Origin of the sequence: Alkalicella caledoniensis (genome assembly GCF_014467015.1) — a bacterium.
Taxonomy (GTDB): Bacteria; Bacillota; Proteinivoracia; order Proteinivoracales; family Proteinivoracaceae; genus Alkalicella; species Alkalicella caledoniensis.
Window position 1 is genome coordinate 352,125 of sequence record NZ_CP058559.1, and the last position, 16,010, is coordinate 368,134.

18 protein-coding genes are annotated in these 16,010 nt (G+C 35.0%); 1 reads left to right on the forward strand and 17 read right to left on the reverse strand.

Translation table 11 applies throughout. The features are described 5' to 3' along the window. Positions 1 to 17: 17 nt before the first annotated feature. The 13 genes from HYG86_RS01795 to HYG86_RS01855 form a co-directional block, all read right to left on the reverse strand. A complete protein-coding gene (locus HYG86_RS01795; RefSeq protein WP_213167259.1) occupies positions 18 to 1,169 on the reverse strand; it encodes an LCP family protein in 1,152 nt (383 codons plus the stop codon). 70 nt (positions 1,170 to 1,239) lie between these two features. After that, positions 1,240 to 1,830, reverse strand: a complete 591-nt coding sequence (gene nadD, locus HYG86_RS01800) for a nicotinate-nucleotide adenylyltransferase (protein ID WP_213167260.1) — start codon at positions 1,828 to 1,830, stop codon at positions 1,240 to 1,242. A 1-nt stretch (position 1,831) separates the two neighbouring features. Next, positions 1,832 to 2,122 carry a ribosome assembly RNA-binding protein YhbY gene (gene yhbY, locus HYG86_RS01805; protein WP_213167261.1) on the reverse strand — a complete coding sequence of 97 codons (291 nt, stop codon included), beginning with the start codon at positions 2,120 to 2,122 and terminating at the stop codon, positions 1,832 to 1,834. 281 nt (positions 2,123 to 2,403) lie between these two features. Further along, positions 2,404 to 3,669, reverse strand: coding sequence for a GTPase ObgE (obgE, locus tag HYG86_RS01810; RefSeq protein ID WP_213167262.1), 1,266 nt, complete (start codon positions 3,667 to 3,669; stop codon positions 2,404 to 2,406). A 30-nt stretch (positions 3,670 to 3,699) separates the two neighbouring features. Continuing rightward, positions 3,700 to 4,161, reverse strand: a complete 462-nt coding sequence (locus HYG86_RS01815; protein WP_213167263.1) for a Spo0B domain-containing protein — start codon at positions 4,159 to 4,161, stop codon at positions 3,700 to 3,702. Between the two features lie 192 nt (positions 4,162 to 4,353). Continuing rightward, the gene (gene rpmA, locus HYG86_RS01820) at positions 4,354 to 4,650 is read right to left on the reverse strand and encodes a 50S ribosomal protein L27 (protein ID WP_213167264.1); all 297 of its coding nucleotides are present in this window, start codon (positions 4,648 to 4,650) and stop codon (positions 4,354 to 4,356) included. An 18-nt stretch (positions 4,651 to 4,668) separates the two neighbouring features. Continuing rightward, a complete protein-coding gene (locus tag HYG86_RS01825) occupies positions 4,669 to 4,998 on the reverse strand; it encodes a ribosomal-processing cysteine protease Prp (RefSeq protein WP_213167265.1) in 330 nt (109 codons plus the stop codon). Positions 4,999 to 5,000: 2 nt separating this feature from the next. After that, positions 5,001 to 5,312: a 50S ribosomal protein L21 gene (gene rplU, locus HYG86_RS01830; protein ID WP_213167266.1), complete on the reverse strand. Its 312-nt coding sequence runs from the start codon at positions 5,310 to 5,312 to the stop codon at positions 5,001 to 5,003. Between the two features lie 144 nt (positions 5,313 to 5,456). Continuing rightward, positions 5,457 to 6,881, reverse strand: coding sequence for an Rne/Rng family ribonuclease (locus HYG86_RS01835; RefSeq protein WP_213167267.1), 1,425 nt, complete (start codon positions 6,879 to 6,881; stop codon positions 5,457 to 5,459). A 36-nt stretch (positions 6,882 to 6,917) separates the two neighbouring features. After that, entirely contained in the window at positions 6,918 to 7,568 is a 651-nt protein-coding gene (locus HYG86_RS01840) for a TIGR03936 family radical SAM-associated protein (protein WP_213167268.1), read from the reverse strand. Further along, a complete protein-coding gene (locus HYG86_RS01845) occupies positions 7,561 to 9,420 on the reverse strand; it encodes a TIGR03960 family B12-binding radical SAM protein (RefSeq protein WP_213167269.1) in 1,860 nt (619 codons plus the stop codon). The genes HYG86_RS01840 and HYG86_RS01845 overlap by 8 nt, the downstream gene beginning before the upstream one ends. 206 nt (positions 9,421 to 9,626) lie before the next feature. Continuing rightward, complete coding sequence (locus HYG86_RS01850; RefSeq protein ID WP_213167270.1) at positions 9,627 to 10,490, reverse strand: M50 family metallopeptidase; 864 nt, start codon at positions 10,488 to 10,490, stop codon at positions 9,627 to 9,629. Between the two features lie 10 nt (positions 10,491 to 10,500). Next, positions 10,501 to 10,866, reverse strand: coding sequence for a hypothetical protein (locus HYG86_RS01855; protein ID WP_213167271.1), 366 nt, complete (start codon positions 10,864 to 10,866; stop codon positions 10,501 to 10,503). A 368-nt stretch (positions 10,867 to 11,234) separates the two neighbouring features. On the opposite strand from HYG86_RS01855, the gene HYG86_RS01860 reads away from it, so the two are divergent. Further along, complete coding sequence (locus HYG86_RS01860; protein WP_213165665.1) at positions 11,235 to 12,734, forward strand: IS1182 family transposase; 1,500 nt, start codon at positions 11,235 to 11,237, stop codon at positions 12,732 to 12,734. A gap of 201 nt (positions 12,735 to 12,935) precedes the next feature. On the opposite strand, the gene rodA is transcribed toward HYG86_RS01860, so the two are convergent. Genes rodA through HYG86_RS01880 form a run of 4 tightly spaced genes read right to left on the reverse strand, consistent with a single transcriptional unit; the run spans position 12,936 to position 15,753 of the window. Beyond that, positions 12,936 to 14,045, reverse strand: coding sequence for a rod shape-determining protein RodA (rodA, locus tag HYG86_RS01865; RefSeq protein WP_213167272.1), 1,110 nt, complete (start codon positions 14,043 to 14,045; stop codon positions 12,936 to 12,938). Between the two features lie 31 nt (positions 14,046 to 14,076). Next, positions 14,077 to 14,331 carry a cell division topological specificity factor MinE gene (gene minE / locus HYG86_RS01870; RefSeq protein WP_213167273.1) on the reverse strand — a complete coding sequence of 85 codons (255 nt, stop codon included), beginning with the start codon at positions 14,329 to 14,331 and terminating at the stop codon, positions 14,077 to 14,079. Positions 14,332 to 14,344: 13 nt separating this feature from the next. After that, a complete protein-coding gene (gene minD, locus HYG86_RS01875) occupies positions 14,345 to 15,139 on the reverse strand; it encodes a septum site-determining protein MinD (protein ID WP_213167274.1) in 795 nt (264 codons plus the stop codon). A gap of 2 nt (positions 15,140 to 15,141) precedes the next feature. Beyond that, positions 15,142 to 15,753, reverse strand: coding sequence for a septum site-determining protein MinC (locus tag HYG86_RS01880; protein WP_213167275.1), 612 nt, complete (start codon positions 15,751 to 15,753; stop codon positions 15,142 to 15,144). Positions 15,754 to 16,010 lie beyond the last annotated feature (257 nt).

The window sequence follows — 16,010 nt, forward strand, 5'->3', positions numbered from 1 at the left end:
TCCTCCTAAGATGAGTTCTATTGTACATCTTGACCTAAAATTACAGTTATTCCTGCTTCTGAATGGGTTTCAACTAATTGAGCATCCACTGAAATAGCTGCAAGAACTTCCTCTGCTATATGTTTGTATTGTGCATTATACTGAATTATTGTTTGTGTGTAGTTCAGTCTATCTGCGTTGTCAGCTTGGATATTTGTGTACCCTAAAGCAGAAATTATTTCGCTATATCTACTGGCTATTCCAGCTACTCCATTCCCGTTGAGAACACGTACAGATATGTCCTCAGGAAATATAACTGGGGTATTGCTTTGTATATTTGTGATGGCAGATGTGACCTTATTACTGTTCACAATCCAAAAATCTCTATCTCCTATTAACTCTGCATTTCCAGGGATTGTCATAAGATATGTTTCTCTGTTATTGGCTTCATCTATCATATTTCTAAACCAAGCTAATTCCCTTATGGACATACTAGTATCGAAATATCCGTCTATTTTTGAAAGTCCAGAAAGCAAAGACAAGGACCTAGACCATTTAAAGTAATCATCAAATATAGTCTGAAGTGTTTCAACTTGTCGTTGCATATAGCTTTCCTTATTTTCAGTGTCTATATGACTAAAATATTTAACTGCAGATTCCTTCATTAAACTTCTCTGGCCAGGTAATAACACTAGTGAGTCAACCTCAAATACTGTTTCGATATTGATACTTAGCCCACCTACGGTGTCAACTAAAGATTCTAGCCCTTGTCTTTCCAGAATTATGTATCCACTGACAGGCAAAGAGTCATTAAATAGGTTATTAATTGCTGTAATTAGACCTTCTTTTCCAGTTTGATTATAAAGTTCTGTAAGTAAAATCTTTTGTTCGTTGGAATCAACCCTAGTGTAGTTTGGAATATTTATTAGATATCCCGGACCAATTTTGTCCATGGAAATTATGAATGTTGTTTCAACTTGCTCATCAATGTAGGAAATCAAATAGTTTTCCCTACCATCTAATGATTTTTCAAAGTATCCATCTCTACCTTGTAAGGCTGTAATCAGGCCAACGGTTCTGTAAGTATAAAAAACAAATCCTATTAATACAAGTAGCAGGGAAATTCTTATCAATGCTTTTCCCTTTGACCTTTTTTTGCGCCCAAAACGTTGACTTCTAGAGTAGTTCATACTTCTACCCTCCCGTTTAATATACTTTTATCTATAAAGATATTTTTCAACCAGTATCCCCCAAATCCCTTTATTTATACAAGTTGTTTTGGTATATATATATTTCAACATTTTCTGGAACGTAGTATTTTATGCTTTTTCCTAATTTTACTTTTTCTCTTATTGTAGTTGAGGATATCTCAATTAAGGGTGTAGGAACTTCAATAATTCTATCATTAGGTAAGTTATTACTCTGTAAGTGCATTTTTATGTCTAGCTCAAAACCTGGCCTTTTAGCATAAACTAGGTTGCAATTTGTAAGGATTTTTTTAGGCTCCTTCCATTTATGAATATCTAATAGGGAATCACCACCTACAAAGAAATACACCTCACACTGAAATTCTCTTTTTAAAAACTCAATTGATTGATATGTATAGCTTATTTCTTTCTTAGAAATTTCATAATGACAGATTTCAAATAGTTCATTACCTTTTAATGCAAGTTCAAGCATTTGCAAACGATGTTTGGATTCTATCTCGAGCATTTTATGGGGTGGGTTTCCAGTTGGCAGAAAAACCACCCTAGGTATTTTTAACTGTTCTGCGCAATGTTGAGCCAGTATTAAATGCCCTGTGTGAATGGGGTTAAATGACCCTCCAAAGAACAAAATTTTATTTTCCATTTTAGCTAGGTAGCTCAATTCTGCTTTTCTTTGATTTTCTGTAAAGGGTAATAACTGATCCTAGTATTTGTACAACTTCACTGTTGGTTGCTTTAGCTATTTCTTCAGCTGCATCGTCTTTTTTTACGATACTGTTTTTAAGTATCTTTATTTTTATTAGTTCTCTAGCTTCTAATGCATCATCTAATTGTTTTATAAGATTCTCAGATAGATCGTTTTTTCCTACTTGAAAAATTGAATCTAAAGTGTTTGCTAGGCTTTTTAAGTGTTTTTTTTGTTTACTAGTTAGCATTTTGTAAATTCTCATCTCCTTCAATTATTATGTTTAAAAGCAAGCTTGTAGCTTGCTTTAATGTTTATACCTTTTGAGCTTCTTTTTCTTTGCGGACCTTACGGAATTCATCCTTTTTCCATCGAGATCTCTGCTTTTCATGAACTTTGTAATTATCATTCATCACAAAGTCACCGCTTTTTAGGCAATAATAGATCCTCTCTCCCAAGTTACAATTGCCACATTTGATGCATTCCACGGCGAAATTTCCTCCTTAAATAATAAATGCTAATGAAGTAAATTTACTGAAAATCAAATTCCATATCTAAGATCCTTACAGTGTCTCCTTCTTTGACCCCCTTTTGTCTCAATGCATCTTCTATACCTATTTTTCTAAAGATGCGTTGGAACCTTAAAACACTATCTGTGTTATCAAAGTTTGTCATGGCCACGAGTTTTTCAATGTTTTTACCATGTACCACGAAAACTTCGTTATCTTTCGAGATAGTGAACTCCTCTTCAGGCTCTGGTTTATACACCTTAAAATCTTCCGCCTTAAATATCTCAACTTTAGGAATTGTTTCAAGCTTTGTTGCTAGATAATTAAGTAAGTCCTCAATTCCTTCTTTAGTTGCTGCTGAAAGAGGAAAAATTTCATACTGGTTATTAATTTTAGCTTTGAACTCTTCAATAACTTGAGTGGAATCTTCTAGAAGATCAATTTTATTAGCCACTATAACTTGAGGTAGTTCAGCTAGTTTTTCATTGTACATCTTTAGCTCATTATTTATACTTGTAAAATCTTCATAGGGATCTCTATTTTCAGATCCTGATATGTCGATTACATGTAGTAACATTCTTGTTCTTTCTATATGTCTCAAAAACTGAAGCCCAAGTCCTGCGCCCTCATGGGCACCTTCTATAAGCCCTGGAATATCTGCGATAACAAATGATTTATCCTTGGCTTTTGCAACACCCAAGTTCGGATGAATAGTAGTAAAGTGATAATTACCTATCTTAGGCTCTGCCTTTGTTACTTTAGAAAGAAAGGTTGACTTACCTACATTTGGGAATCCAACGAGGCCCACATCAGCTAGGAGTTTAAGTTCTAAAAGAACTTCTATTTCTACTCCCGGTTCACCCCTTTCAGCTATTGTAGGGGCTTGTCTTACAGAGTTTACAAAACGGGCGTTACCACGACCGCCTCTACCGCCCTTAACAATTATTTCTTCCTGCCCTTCTTCAGACAGGTCAGCGATCAAGTGGCCGGTTTGTGCTTCACGAACTATGGTACCTACGGGTATATTTAGTACTAGATTTTCTCCTCGTCTACCATGACATTTTTTTCTAGCACCATTAACACCATTTTCCGCTTTGTGTTTTCTTTTAAAGCGGAAGTCTATTAGTGTATTAATGTTGGGGTCAGCTCTAAATATAATGCTCCCCCCTGTACCGCCATCACCACCATCTGGTCCACCGTATGCTACATACTTTTCTCTTCTAAAGGTAGCAGCTCCATGGCCACCGTCCCCAGCTTTTACATAAATCTTAGTTTTATCTACAAACATTATACAGTCATCCCTTCATATGTTGCAACTTCAAAAAGAAAAAGTTTTTATGGTTTCATCTAAACAAATCTCAATTGAGTCAGAGTCTATATCCAACTCTAGGTTAGTAAACTCTGTTGCCTTGAGAAACTTCACTACTATAATAGTAGTTTTAGCAAAACTCATAGAAAAAAACACTTTTCCTAAAATTTTTTCATCTATGTATATATTAAACTTAGAAGTCTTTTTGTGAATTGTATCATATATATTTAAATAACATAGTTGTACTATTAAATTGCTTTTGTCTAGCAAAGAGTAAAGATCTTTTTTCTCATATGCAGATTTAAGGTAACCTGATGCTTTTTCCTGGTTATTTAGATAAATATATCCATCCACTAACTGTAAGTCATTGTATAAATCGTGGCGAAAAATTGTGCTCAACTTTTTACCAGTTTTTATTTTTAAAATTAGATATGTAATTAGTAGTATAGCCAAAATCATCATTAAAAACATTGAGATTAACCCCTTTTCCCCTTATGAGTGTACTAATTCTTATTCGCCACTTTTTTCTAATATCCTGCATACATTCGGTAAATTTTGCTACGTAACTTGACTTGGATTTGACACTTATGTCATGATTTTTGATTACTGTCATATTGTTTAAGGTGTTAGGGCAAAAAATAAAACCTGGGAGAGTCCCAGGTTTTATGCGTTTGCCACTTGGTCTTTTGCATAAATGGATACTTGCTTTTTGTCTTTACCTTTTCTTTCAAAGGCAACAACGCCATCGATTGTAGCGAATAAAGTATCATCTCCACCGATTCCTACATTGTTACCAGGGTGAATTTTAGTTCCCCTTTGGCGTACAATGATTGAACCAGCTGTAACAAATTGACCAGATTGTCTTTTTACACCGAGTCTTTTGGAATGACTATCCCTACCGTTTTTAGAACTACCTACACCTTTTTTAGATGCAAATAGTTGAAGGTCAAATCTTAGCACCTTAAGACACCTCCTTTTTTAAACAGAGATAACAGAAACTTCAATATGTTTACCGTACTGATTTTCTATTTCTTTTAAGCCTAAATACATCGCTTCAGTTAACAAGTTAACCTTTGCTTTTTGTTCGTCATTTAAATTCATTGGGTAGTCTACTGTTAAGTATCCTGAATCAACATTATGTTCTACGTCTGAAACTACAAGTCTTTCTATAGCTATTAATGTTGTTTGTGCTAAAGATGAAATCCCTGCACAAACTATATCTTCACCACTAGAAGCAAATTTGCTGTGTCCTTTTAGTTGATATCCAATGTAGTTATCTTTTTTTTTGAAGATTTTGATCTTAACCATGACTAGTTAACGATTTTTTCAACAACAACTTTAGTAAATGGTTGACGGTGACCAGTTTTACGGCGATAGTTCTTTTTAGGTTTATATTTAAACACGATGATTTTTTTAGCTTTATCGTGTTCTAAAACCTTAACTTGAACTTTAGCACCTTCAACAACCGGGTTACCAACAGTAAGGCTAGTCCCATTAGAAAGAGCCAATACGTCATTGATTTCAACAACGTCATCAATGCTAGCGTCAAGTTTTTCAACTTTTATAACATCGCCTTCTGAAACTTTATACTGTTTTCCACCTGTTTTAATGATAGCGTACATAGAGTGTCCACCTCCTCAAAGATACTCGCCAAAAATTAGGTACTCATACAAGGTGAGTTTCTGACCCATTTTGCGCGGTTGTAACTAAAACAGTTACTCAGAAATATTATCATACTTATTAAAGCTTTGTCAAGGAAATAGCTTTTATTGTATGGATAAATAGTTTTTTTCCACATTATCAGAGGTTATAATAGCTATTGTTATATCTAGATCATCTTCAAGGGATTGTATCTCTTCTTTTATGGCTTCTTCTAAAGACTCATGAATTGTAATTTCAAGGTCCTTCTTTCCATTTTCGTATATATAGTTTCTTATTTTATCTTGTAGGAACATCTTAATAGAAAAGTCCGTCATTGTCTTACCCATCCCTGTACACAATGGACATAGCTGTTGTAATGAGTTATAAATACCTTTTCTAACCTTTTTTCTTGTCAATTCCACAAGGCCTAGCTTAGTAATCCCTAAAATTTGACCTTTTGTTTGGTCTTTCTTCATTTCTTGTTCTAAAAATGTTAAAACAAGCTCCTTGTCTGTTTCCCGTAACATATCTATAAAATCTACTATTATAATTCCACTTACATCCCTTAATCGTATTTGCCTACAGATTTCCTTTACTGCTTCTAAGTTTGTTTGGACAACTGTATCAGCTAGATTATCTGTTCCTACAAATTTACCTGTATTAACATCAATTACTGTTAGTGCTTCAAGCTGATCAATTACTAAGTAAGATCCGTTTTTCAGCCAAACCTTCCTTTGGAATGCTTTTTCCAGGTCACGTTCTACACCAAATTGAAATAAAATAGGTCGCTTAGATTGGTAAAGGTTTACCTTGTCCATTAAGTGATTTGATTTACGTTTTAGAATTTGAGAAATTTTCCTATACTGTTCTGGATTATCTATATAAATATGATCCACTTGTTTATCAAAAAGATCCCTCAGTGCCCTTTCAACCAAGTCCAAATCACTATAGACCAGTGATGGGCTTTGATAGTTACTGTAGTTTTCAAGGGTATTATTCCAAAGCCCGATTAACAAATCTAGGTCTTTTTCTAATTCCTCTTTAGACACACCTACAGCCACTGTACGTACAATAACTCCCATATTTGGGTCTTTTATAGAGTCTGCTATGTCTTTAAGACGCTCTCTTTCATACTCATCTTCGATTCTTCTAGAGATACCAACGTAATTATTATACGGCATAAGGACAAGGTGCCTACCTGGTAGTGTCAACTGCCCAGTAACCCTTGCTCCTTTAGTACCTATTTGCTCTTTTGAAACTTGCACCATTATATCTTGACCCTTTTTGAGGAGTTGATCTATTGTGTATTCCTTCTTCTCATCATTTCTTATTATATCATCAACGTACAAGAATGCATTTTTATTAAACCCTATATCTACAAAAGCAGCTTGCATACCTGGAAGAATATCTTTCACTTTGCCTTTATATATGTTTCCAACACTCCGGGTATTGCTTTCTCCTTCTGTATAGAACTCAACCAATTGGCCATTTTCAACTAGTGCTACCCGTGTGTTATTTTCTCTATAGCTAATAATTATTTCTTTTTTCAAATAGCTACCCTCCCTTATAGTATTTGTGAGGAAAGGTTAGTTCTTTAACCACTCCAAAGGGGTAATAAACTTCTCATTTTCATCACGGCAAAAAGTCTCTTCTTTGTCAATATTAGGGTTGTCTATTGATAGAAGGTTTAGCACTTCTTTAGGTTTTACATTTGCACTGCTACTTGTAGCCAGTAGCATATATATGCAGTTACCTTTAGTATATATGTTATAAATAAGGGGACGTATGTCAATTATTTTAGTTCCCTTTTTATTGGTTCTTTCAATCATCAGTTCCTTTTCATTTAATAGCTCCTGAATCTGATTGTCTAAATCATCCTTTATTTCTACTTTATATAAGGTGGCAGCTACGATAGCTCCCAAAGTAGGTTTTCTTCCATCAAGTTTTTCCATTTCCAAAATCTCTATGCCCTCTGGAAGCTTTGGGTTCATGGTCTCCATAATATCTTGGGGCTCCAGTTCCTCAGTAAGTTCCATTTCTAAGTAGTCTCCATGGGAAACAACACCTACGGAAAGGGGTGTTGCAAAGCTAAGCTTTGGATGGGGGTTAAACCCTTGAGAGTAGGCTATGGGGACTCCTGCTCTCCTTATAGCCCTATCCATTGCACGCAACAGGTCAAGGTGGGAAATAAACCTTACATTTTCTCCTTTGGCATATTTAAGCCAATACTTATGCATCTTGACCCCTCCTTACTTTTTTCACATCGTACTTAAGATTATTACAGGCTCCACAACCACCACAAGCACCAAATGAGCAGTCCTCAGTGATTTCTTCTTTTAAAGCCCTCTTGTATTCAAGTGCCATGTATTTTTTGTTCACACCAGAGGATATATGATCCCATGGCAAAGGGTTGTCAGCTTGTGGTGTGGCATATGCATAATTGTCTGGATTTACTTCTAGCTCTTTAAATGAGTCTAACCAAATATCATACTTAAAATGCTCTCCCCAACCATCCATTTTACATCCTTTTTTCCATGCAGTGTATAAAACATCAGCTAACTTTCTATCACCTTTTGCAAATATTGCCTCTAGGTAACTTACTTCAACGTCATGCCAGCTATAGTTGATATAGCGTGATTTCAACTTACTTTTTAGGTAGTTCTGTCTGTTTACAAGTTCTTCTTTACTAAATTGGGGTACCCACTGAAATGGTGTGTGAGGTTTCGGTACAAAGGAAGATGTACTTACAGTTACACTAAACCTTTTCATGTTTTTACCATGCTTTTTATATTCAGCCACAACTTTTTCAGCTAAATCTACTATACCGTCTAAATCCTCATAGGTTTCTGTTGGTAGACCAATCATAAAGTATAGTTTTACTCTATTCCACCCAGATTTAAAAGCGTCAGAAACGGCATTTATCAGGTTTTCTTCTGTAACATTTTTGTTTATAACATCCCTAAGTCTTTGAGATCCTGCTTCTGGAGCAAAGGTTAGTCCTGTTTTTCTAACTTGTTGCACCATTTCCGCAAGCTCAATAGAAAAAGAGTCTACCCTAAGTGATGGTAGGGAAACACCTACTCCTTTGTCTTTATAGGTATCCACTAATCCCTTCGCTAAGTCATGGATCTGAGAGTGGTCAGCGCTACTTAAGGAACTTAAGGATATCTCTCCATAACCAGTACTTTTTACCAGTTTTTCAGCTTGTTCTAATAAGGTTTCTAGGTTTTTTTCTCTAACAGGTCGATAAAGCATACCCGCCTGGCAGAATCTACAGCCTCTACTGCATCCTCTACAGATTTCAAGCATTATTCTGTCGTGTACTATATCCATATATGGCACCATCATATCCTGTGGGAATGATGATTGGGACATGTCCCTAATAAAACGCTTTGTAATGGTTTTAGGTATCCCTTCATCAGTAGGAAAAGTCCCTTTATATACTCCATTTTCATCGTACTTTCCTTGATAATACTTAGGAACATAAACACCTTGGATTTTTGTTAGTTCCCTTAAAAGCTCATCTCTTTTAAGACCTTGTTTTTTACCTTTTTTAACTGTGTCTAATAGTTCTAGAATTGCTTCCTCACCTTCTCCTATTACAAAAGCATCAATGATGTTATGTAACGGTTCTGGATTAAAAGCACAAGGACCTCCTGCTATTACAAGAGGTGCGTCTTCACCTCTATCTTGTGACAGTACTGGGATGTGACCTAGGTCAAGCATGTTTAGTATATTTGTATAACTCATTTCATATTGAAGGGTAAATCCTACTAAATCAAACTTATTTAACTCAAGCTGACTTTCTAAGGATCTTAATGGCATGTTTTTTTCCCTTAGTATTTTTTCAAAATCTGTCCATGGAGCATTGACTCTCTCAGCAGCAAATTCATCCCTTGAGTTTATGATATGGTATAGGATTTTAAAACCCAAGTGGGACATGGCTACTTCATATATGTCAGGGAATGCTAAACAGATGGACAGGTCGATTTTTTCTAGGTCTTTCTTTACTACATTCCACTCGTTTCCACTATATCTCGATGGTTTTTCCACATTATGTAGTAGGTCTTTATAAGAATTCTCATGCATTTTTTACTTCCTCCTAAGTTTAAATCTCATTATTTCATCTTATCATATATTAACTAGATTGCAAATTGTTATCTTTTTTATTATATCCTATTGATGGAGGAGTTAATGAATATTGGTTTAGAAAATTGTAATTGGAACCCTTAAGCCCCACTTTTTCAATTATGGGGATACCTCTCATATAAATTGAAAAAGACAGCTTTCGCTGTCTAGATTGTGTTGAATATTTCGATGATTGATTTGCTCCCATTTCCTTTTTGATATGCTTGAATTACTGTTTTCTCTGTTATCATGTCTATGATTTCCCCGGCTTCGTCTACTACACAAATTATTAATTCTTTATTTGTTTGTATTTCTTTCATTATGTCTTTGACTAATGCTGTGTTGTCACAAATTAAAAGGGATCCATCCCTTATATTAGTAGTGTTTACCTCTTTAGTAATGCTATATTTGATTGGTAAATACTTCGTTGACTTGAACTCATTATATGCAGCTATTGTTAGAAATAATCCTAATATTCCTAGATATATGAAGCCAGTTTGCTCTATTTTTATATAATAAATACCTAGAAACACAAAAACCAAGCCTATTAGTATACCTAATGAGGCAACAATCCTACTTGACTGATAAACAGACTTTTCTTTTGTTAAGTGAGCCTTAAGTAACCTACCACCATCTAATGGGAAGGCAGGTAGCAAATTAAAAAAGAACAAAGACATATTATAGTTTATAAGCTTATCATGATATGGTATAAGATCTTTTAAATAAACCAGTACAATTATAAAAAAAATGTTATTCATAGGTCCAGCTAACGCAATATACCACTCATCAGAGCTTTGATTATAGTGGGATTGGTTTATTGTAGCAACTCCTCCTATAGGTAAAATTTCAATACTCTCCACACCGTAATATTTTTTTTTTGCAACAATTACATGTCCTAATTCATGGACTATTACAACTAAAAACATTAGTATACCGTCTATCAACATGCCAAAAAAGCCCATAGTAACTATGAGTATGAGAAATAGAAAGCTTATCTTAATTTTCAGACCTGCTATTTTTCCTATGTACATAAAGTGTTTCCTAATTCCTTAATTGAGCATTGTTTTTCCTGATTTCATTTACCCATTGTCTGAAGTTTTCCCAACTTAAATCCATATCGTTGGTGCCATCTAAGTAACTTTCTGTTCTCATCACAACACCTTGGGAAAAGCTGTTTGCAAAGAAAGTATTAGAGTATATAAATAAACCCAGTACGACACAAATAAGCCAACATACACTTTTACCTAAAACCCCTCGGAGTATACCCATTGTTTGTGTTTCATAATCTGGTATATCATAGCTAATTTTTCTTTGTAATCCCCTCTGTTGTAGTCTGGTATTTAGCTTCCTTCTAAGCTCTGACTGGGGAATTTCTCTTTTGGTACGAAGTGAAGATTGTTCAGACATAAAAAATCCCTCCTCTTATATATTTCATATATATTAAGCAAGGTAGGGAAAAATGACTAGGTCAAATTTATAACAAAAAAACGAAGGGGGTCCCTTCGCTTCAGACAGATGACAAAGTCATTTTGATGAATGTCGCATATTAAACACTGTACAAAACTCTGCGTCGAGACTTAAGGCTTCAATCTAAACTCCGAAGGGGACCGCTCCAATTCACCGTCCATGGTTCAGTGGAGCTCTCGGAACGTCAGACTGTGTGAGAATTAAACAATAATATATGTCTAAAATGCCTCCAAAGTACTGTAAATACAGTACTTTTCCCTTTTTCTGTAGTATAATTAAGTTATAGAATATCGGAGAGGGGATTTTAAATGTCATTTATACAAGGTACAGATAGAAAGCAAAAAACAATGTTTCCTGACTGCATAGAAGATTACATAGGTGAGGATAATCCCGTTAGGGTAATTGATGAATACGTAAAACTGGTCAATATGAGTGCATTCACTAAATCAAAGGAACACCGCAGAGGTGCACCAGGATATCATCCCTCTGTTTTATTGAAGTTATATCTATATGGGTATGTAAATGGCATAAGATCATCTAGAAAGCTAGAAACAGAATCTCACAGGAATATAGAAGTGGTTTGGCTATTACAAAAACTAAAACCTGATTTTAAAACAATAGCTGATTTCAGGAAAGAAAATAAAACTCAGCTAAAACAAGTTTTCAAGGATTTTACTAAGTTGTGTAAGGATCTCAAACTATTAGGCGAGGAATTCATAGCAATAGATGGGACTAAAATTCAAGCTAATAATTCAAAGAAGAATAATTTCTCAAAGAAAAAAATACAAAGACACAAACAATATATCGAAGATAAGGTTAATTCCTATCTAGATTTGTTAGAAAGCAGTGACAAAGACGATTCACCTAAACTTAAGTATACACCTGAAGAAATTCAGCAAAAAATTGAAAAACTCAAGGAGCGTAAAATTAAATTTGAAGAGTTGGAAAAAAAACTACAGGATAGCGAAAGTAATGAAATATCTACAGTTGACGAAGATGCTAGGCTTATGGACAACAAAAACAATGGTGTTACTGTAGCATATAACATACAAACAGCTGTAGACTCTAAGCATAGTATTATAGTGGCATATGATGTTACAAACAATCCCGCAGATCAAGGTAATCTAAATTCACTTGCAGAAAAGGCTAAAGATATATTTGGAAAAAGGAAACTTGAAGTAGCAGCAGATAAAGGCTATTACCAAGCAGACGACCTTATGAAATGTGAGAGAAACGAAACAACAGTCTATTTGCCAAAACAGTCGTATTCTAACGCCACAGGAGACAAAGATTTCTACGGAGATAAATTTACTTATGTGCCTGAAAAAGACTTATATATTTGTCCTTTGGGCCATGAATTACGCAGAATAAACCACAAATCAAAAGAACCAAAAAGAATAAAATATAGAAACTACGATGCCTGTAAAAACTGTGAATCAAAAAGCAAATGCACCACTGCAGCCAAAGGCAGGATAATAAATCGGTCACCTAACCAAGATTTTTTGGATACTATAGATGCTAGAACAGAAGCAAATATGGACAAATACCTACAAAGGCAGATGATTGTTGAGCATCCTTATGGAACCATCAAAAGGACAATGAATGCTGGGTATTTTTTAACAAGAGGGATGGATTCTGTAACTACAGAGACAGCCCTAGTTTTGCTAGCCTATAATTTTAAAAGAGTAATAAATATTATAGGAGTGAAAGAACTACTAAGGATATTAGTAGCTCTTAGACCCACTTTATCATTGTATTTTTATATGTTTAAGTCATATTGCACCAAAAGACAGGAAATTTACGGCTAATCCTTGAGTTTTTAGAGATTAGCCACACAGTCTGACGTCCTGTTCCTCACCCCTCCTTCCATTTAGCTAATCAGCTCTTAAGTCTACCCTCCTTGAGTTAATTGTACTGTTTTTTAATATGCACATCTTGGGTCAATGACTTCGTCTAAAGTTTGTCTACAAAAAAAAAGGAAGGGGGTCCCTTCGCTTTTTTTGTAGTGTTTAGAATATAGTTTTTCTTTCTCTCCTTAGCCCCACATTTAGCACTAGTCCCATGGCAATCATTGTTGACATGGTGGTACTTCCTCCATATGTTATGAAGGGAAGTGGTAGACCTGTTACTGGCATTATAGATAGGGTCATGCCTACATTTACTAACACTTGAAATGCTAGTAGTGTGGCTACACCTACACATATATAGGTACCATAGCTATCTGATGATTGCATACCGATATGGAGTATACGGTATATTACAAATAAAAACAGTAACAGTACAACCGTACTACCTAAAAGACCAAATTCTTCTCCTATAACTGAAAAAACGAAATCAGTATGGGCTTCAGGCAAAAATCTGTATTCACTTTGAGTACCTGCAAGGTAGCCATTCCCGAACAACCGTCCTGACCCAACAGCTATTTTTGATTGTATAATTTGGAAGCCATCGCTGAAGTAGTACTTATATGGATCCCTGAAAACTATAATTCTTATTTTTTGATAATCTTTTAGAATGTTATGAAATGCAAAAATAGCTCCAACTACACCTACTGTACCTAAGATGGCAATTTGCTTCCATTTTAAACCTGCAATAAAAAGCATGGCAAAGGTTATGGCAATAAAAACTAAGGAGGTACCTAGGTCAGGCTGCATAAATATTAGTAGCATTGGCACTGCCACATGTATACCAGGAAGTATAAGGTCAAATAGTGATTCAATTTTTATGTGTTCCCTAGATAAAAGATAACCTAGTGTTATTATAACAGCAGATTTTGCAAATTCTGATGGTTGTAAACCAAAGGGACCTAGCTGAATCCACCTTTGTGCGCCTAAGCGTTCATCACCTAAAAAAATAACTGATAGGAGTAATACTACATTTGCTCCATATATCAGATATATAACTCCACCAAAGTCTCTATAATCAAAAACCATTACTATGGTCATTATTATAAGTCCTACTACAACCCAAATGATTTGCATTTTAAGGTAGTGGTTTCTGGGAACCTGTGTATATCCTATGGATGCCGAATGCACAACAAGTATACCTATAATAGCTAGCGCTAGTATTGCAATAAGTAATGGTATGTCAAAATTCTCTAATGTTTTTTTATCAAACAAATTCCCAGCCCCCTCTCACCCATTAATTATATTACAATTCTTCTTTATTTGAAATGGGTATATTTGCTTCTAATATGGCATTTCTTCTATCATTTTTTAGTAGTATTTCGCATCCGTCCATATCCACATCTAGATATTTTTTAATGACCTGTAGCATTTCTTCTTTTATCTTACCTAATACTTCAGGGTTTACTTTAGTTCTATCATGGATTAGCACGAATTTCAGTCTATCTTTTGCGATATCTTTAGACATACTTGATGTTATATCTCTTTTAAAAAGACCCATGGTATTCTCCCCCTTAACCTAAAATCCCTAATTTTTTGAACATTTTTTTAAATATTCCTTGATCTTCAAATGGCATTAATGGTACTTTAACTCCATTTAATCTTTGTGCCATATTCCTGTATGCAGTGGCAGCTCTTGAGCTATGGTCTAACACAACAGGCTCACCTTTGTTTGTAGATGATATAATCTTTTCTTCTTCTGGTACAAATCCTAAAAGGTCTATGGATAGTACTTCTACTATATCTACTATATCTAACATATCCCCTTTTTTAATCATTGCAGGCCTCACTCTATTTACTATTAAGTGAGGTTCACTTATGCCACTGGCTTCAACTAAACCCACTACCCTGTCAGCGTCTCGTACTGCTGACATGTCTGGAGTTGTTACTATAAGAGCATGGTCAGCTGGTGCTATGGCTGTTTGGAAACCTTGCTCTATACCTGCAGGACAGTCGATAAGTATAAAGTCAAAATCTTCTTTTAGCTGCTCACATATTTTAATCATCTGCTCTGGAGATAGTGAAGTTTTGTCACTTTTTTGCGAGGCAGGTAGTAGGTATAAATCTGGGAACTTTTTATCTTTAACCAGAGCTTTCCTTACTGGAACTATTCCATTGGCTACCTCCACAATATCATAGACGATTCTATTTTCTAAGCCTAGTACCATATCTAAGTTTCTAAGCCCTAGATCAGTATCAATCAAAACAACTTTTTTGTTTAACATTGCTAATGCTGTTCCTAAATTAGCAGTTGTGGTGGTCTTACCAACTCCACCTTTGCCTGATGTAATTACAATGATTTTTGCCATTTTCATTCTCCTCTCTTTTGCCATTCACTGATACTGGTAATTTTAATCTCATTTTCTTTAAGGTAAGCTATTCTAGCTTCCTTTTGGAAGAAAGATTGGCTACCTACAGATGAAATGTTTTCACCTATTCGCAGTTGTGTGCTGTTCATTTTAGAAGCTATTATAAAACACTGATTGTTATTTGGGTAACCACAGTGTGCTATACCCCTTAATGTGCCTGAAATTGTTATACTACCAGTAGCTCTGATTTCTCCGCCACTGTTTACATCCCCAAGTAGGACTACATCACCATCGTATGTAATACTCTGTCCTGATCTTATGGTTTTTAAGTGATAGTTTGTAAAGTTAGTTGAATTAAGAAGTGTAGGATCAAATTTCTTTCTTGTTACTACTTTTGTGGTAATGGGGTATTTACTTTCTAATTCACTAAGTTTTTGTTCTAGATCTAGGCTACTTTCAATACCTATTATTTCAAATTTCCCACCATGAAAAAAGTCTAGATTAGCCTTTATATATTCTTCAAACTGGCTTATAAATAGACTAAGGTCTTCTGTTTTTACATGGATCTCAACTGCTTTTTTTGTGCCTTTTGCTTGAAATGTCAGTCGTTTCATCTAATTTCCACCTTCAACCTATTAATCTTAATATTAATTCTGCAAAAAAACTCTAAATCCTGCATAGTAGGGCAAAATTACTATGTTTATTTGTGTTTGTGCGGGGAATGAGGATTAGGGGCAGCCTCACACTATCTTTCACTAAAATTCTTGCACACTATATAAAAACTTAGTAATTAAGACCCACTTGAATAACTATTGGTGCAAGATGGTGTGGTTTTATTGGTGTAGATGGTGTCCAAAGGTTTTGACCCAGC

Excerpts from the sequence above, each read along its gene's own strand:
- HYG86_RS01795 (WP_213167259.1), bottom strand. The coding sequence starts at position 1,169 with ATGAACTACTCTAGAAGTCAACGTTTTGGGCGCAAAAAAAGGTCAAAG.
- nadD (WP_213167260.1), bottom strand. The coding sequence starts at position 1,830 with ATGGAAAATAAAATTTTGTTCTTTGGAGGGTCATTTAACCCCATTCAC.
- yhbY (WP_213167261.1), bottom strand. The coding sequence starts at position 2,122 with ATGCTAACTAGTAAACAAAAAAAACACTTAAAAAGCCTAGCAAACACT.
- obgE (WP_213167262.1), bottom strand. The coding sequence starts at position 3,669 with ATGTTTGTAGATAAAACTAAGATTTATGTAAAAGCTGGGGACGGTGGC.
- HYG86_RS01815 (WP_213167263.1), bottom strand. The coding sequence starts at position 4,161 with ATGTTTTTAATGATGATTTTGGCTATACTACTAATTACATATCTAATT.
- HYG86_RS01825 (WP_213167265.1), bottom strand. The coding sequence starts at position 4,998 with ATGGTTAAGATCAAAATCTTCAAAAAAAAAGATAACTACATTGGATAT.
- rplU (WP_213167266.1), bottom strand. The coding sequence starts at position 5,312 with ATGTACGCTATCATTAAAACAGGTGGAAAACAGTATAAAGTTTCAGAA.
- HYG86_RS01840 (WP_213167268.1), bottom strand. The coding sequence starts at position 7,568 with ATGCATAAGTATTGGCTTAAATATGCCAAAGGAGAAAATGTAAGGTTT.
- HYG86_RS01845 (WP_213167269.1), bottom strand. The coding sequence starts at position 9,420 with ATGCATGAGAATTCTTATAAAGACCTACTACATAATGTGGAAAAACCA.
- HYG86_RS01850 (WP_213167270.1), bottom strand. The coding sequence starts at position 10,490 with ATGTACATAGGAAAAATAGCAGGTCTGAAAATTAAGATAAGCTTTCTA.
- HYG86_RS01855 (WP_213167271.1), bottom strand. The coding sequence starts at position 10,866 with ATGTCTGAACAATCTTCACTTCGTACCAAAAGAGAAATTCCCCAGTCA.
- HYG86_RS01860 (WP_213165665.1), top strand. The coding sequence starts at position 11,235 with ATGTCATTTATACAAGGTACAGATAGAAAGCAAAAAACAATGTTTCCT.
- minE (WP_213167273.1), bottom strand. The coding sequence starts at position 14,331 with ATGGGTCTTTTTAAAAGAGATATAACATCAAGTATGTCTAAAGATATC.
- minD (WP_213167274.1), bottom strand. The coding sequence starts at position 15,139 with ATGGCAAAAATCATTGTAATTACATCAGGCAAAGGTGGAGTTGGTAAG.
- HYG86_RS01880 (WP_213167275.1), bottom strand. The coding sequence starts at position 15,753 with ATGAAACGACTGACATTTCAAGCAAAAGGCACAAAAAAAGCAGTTGAG.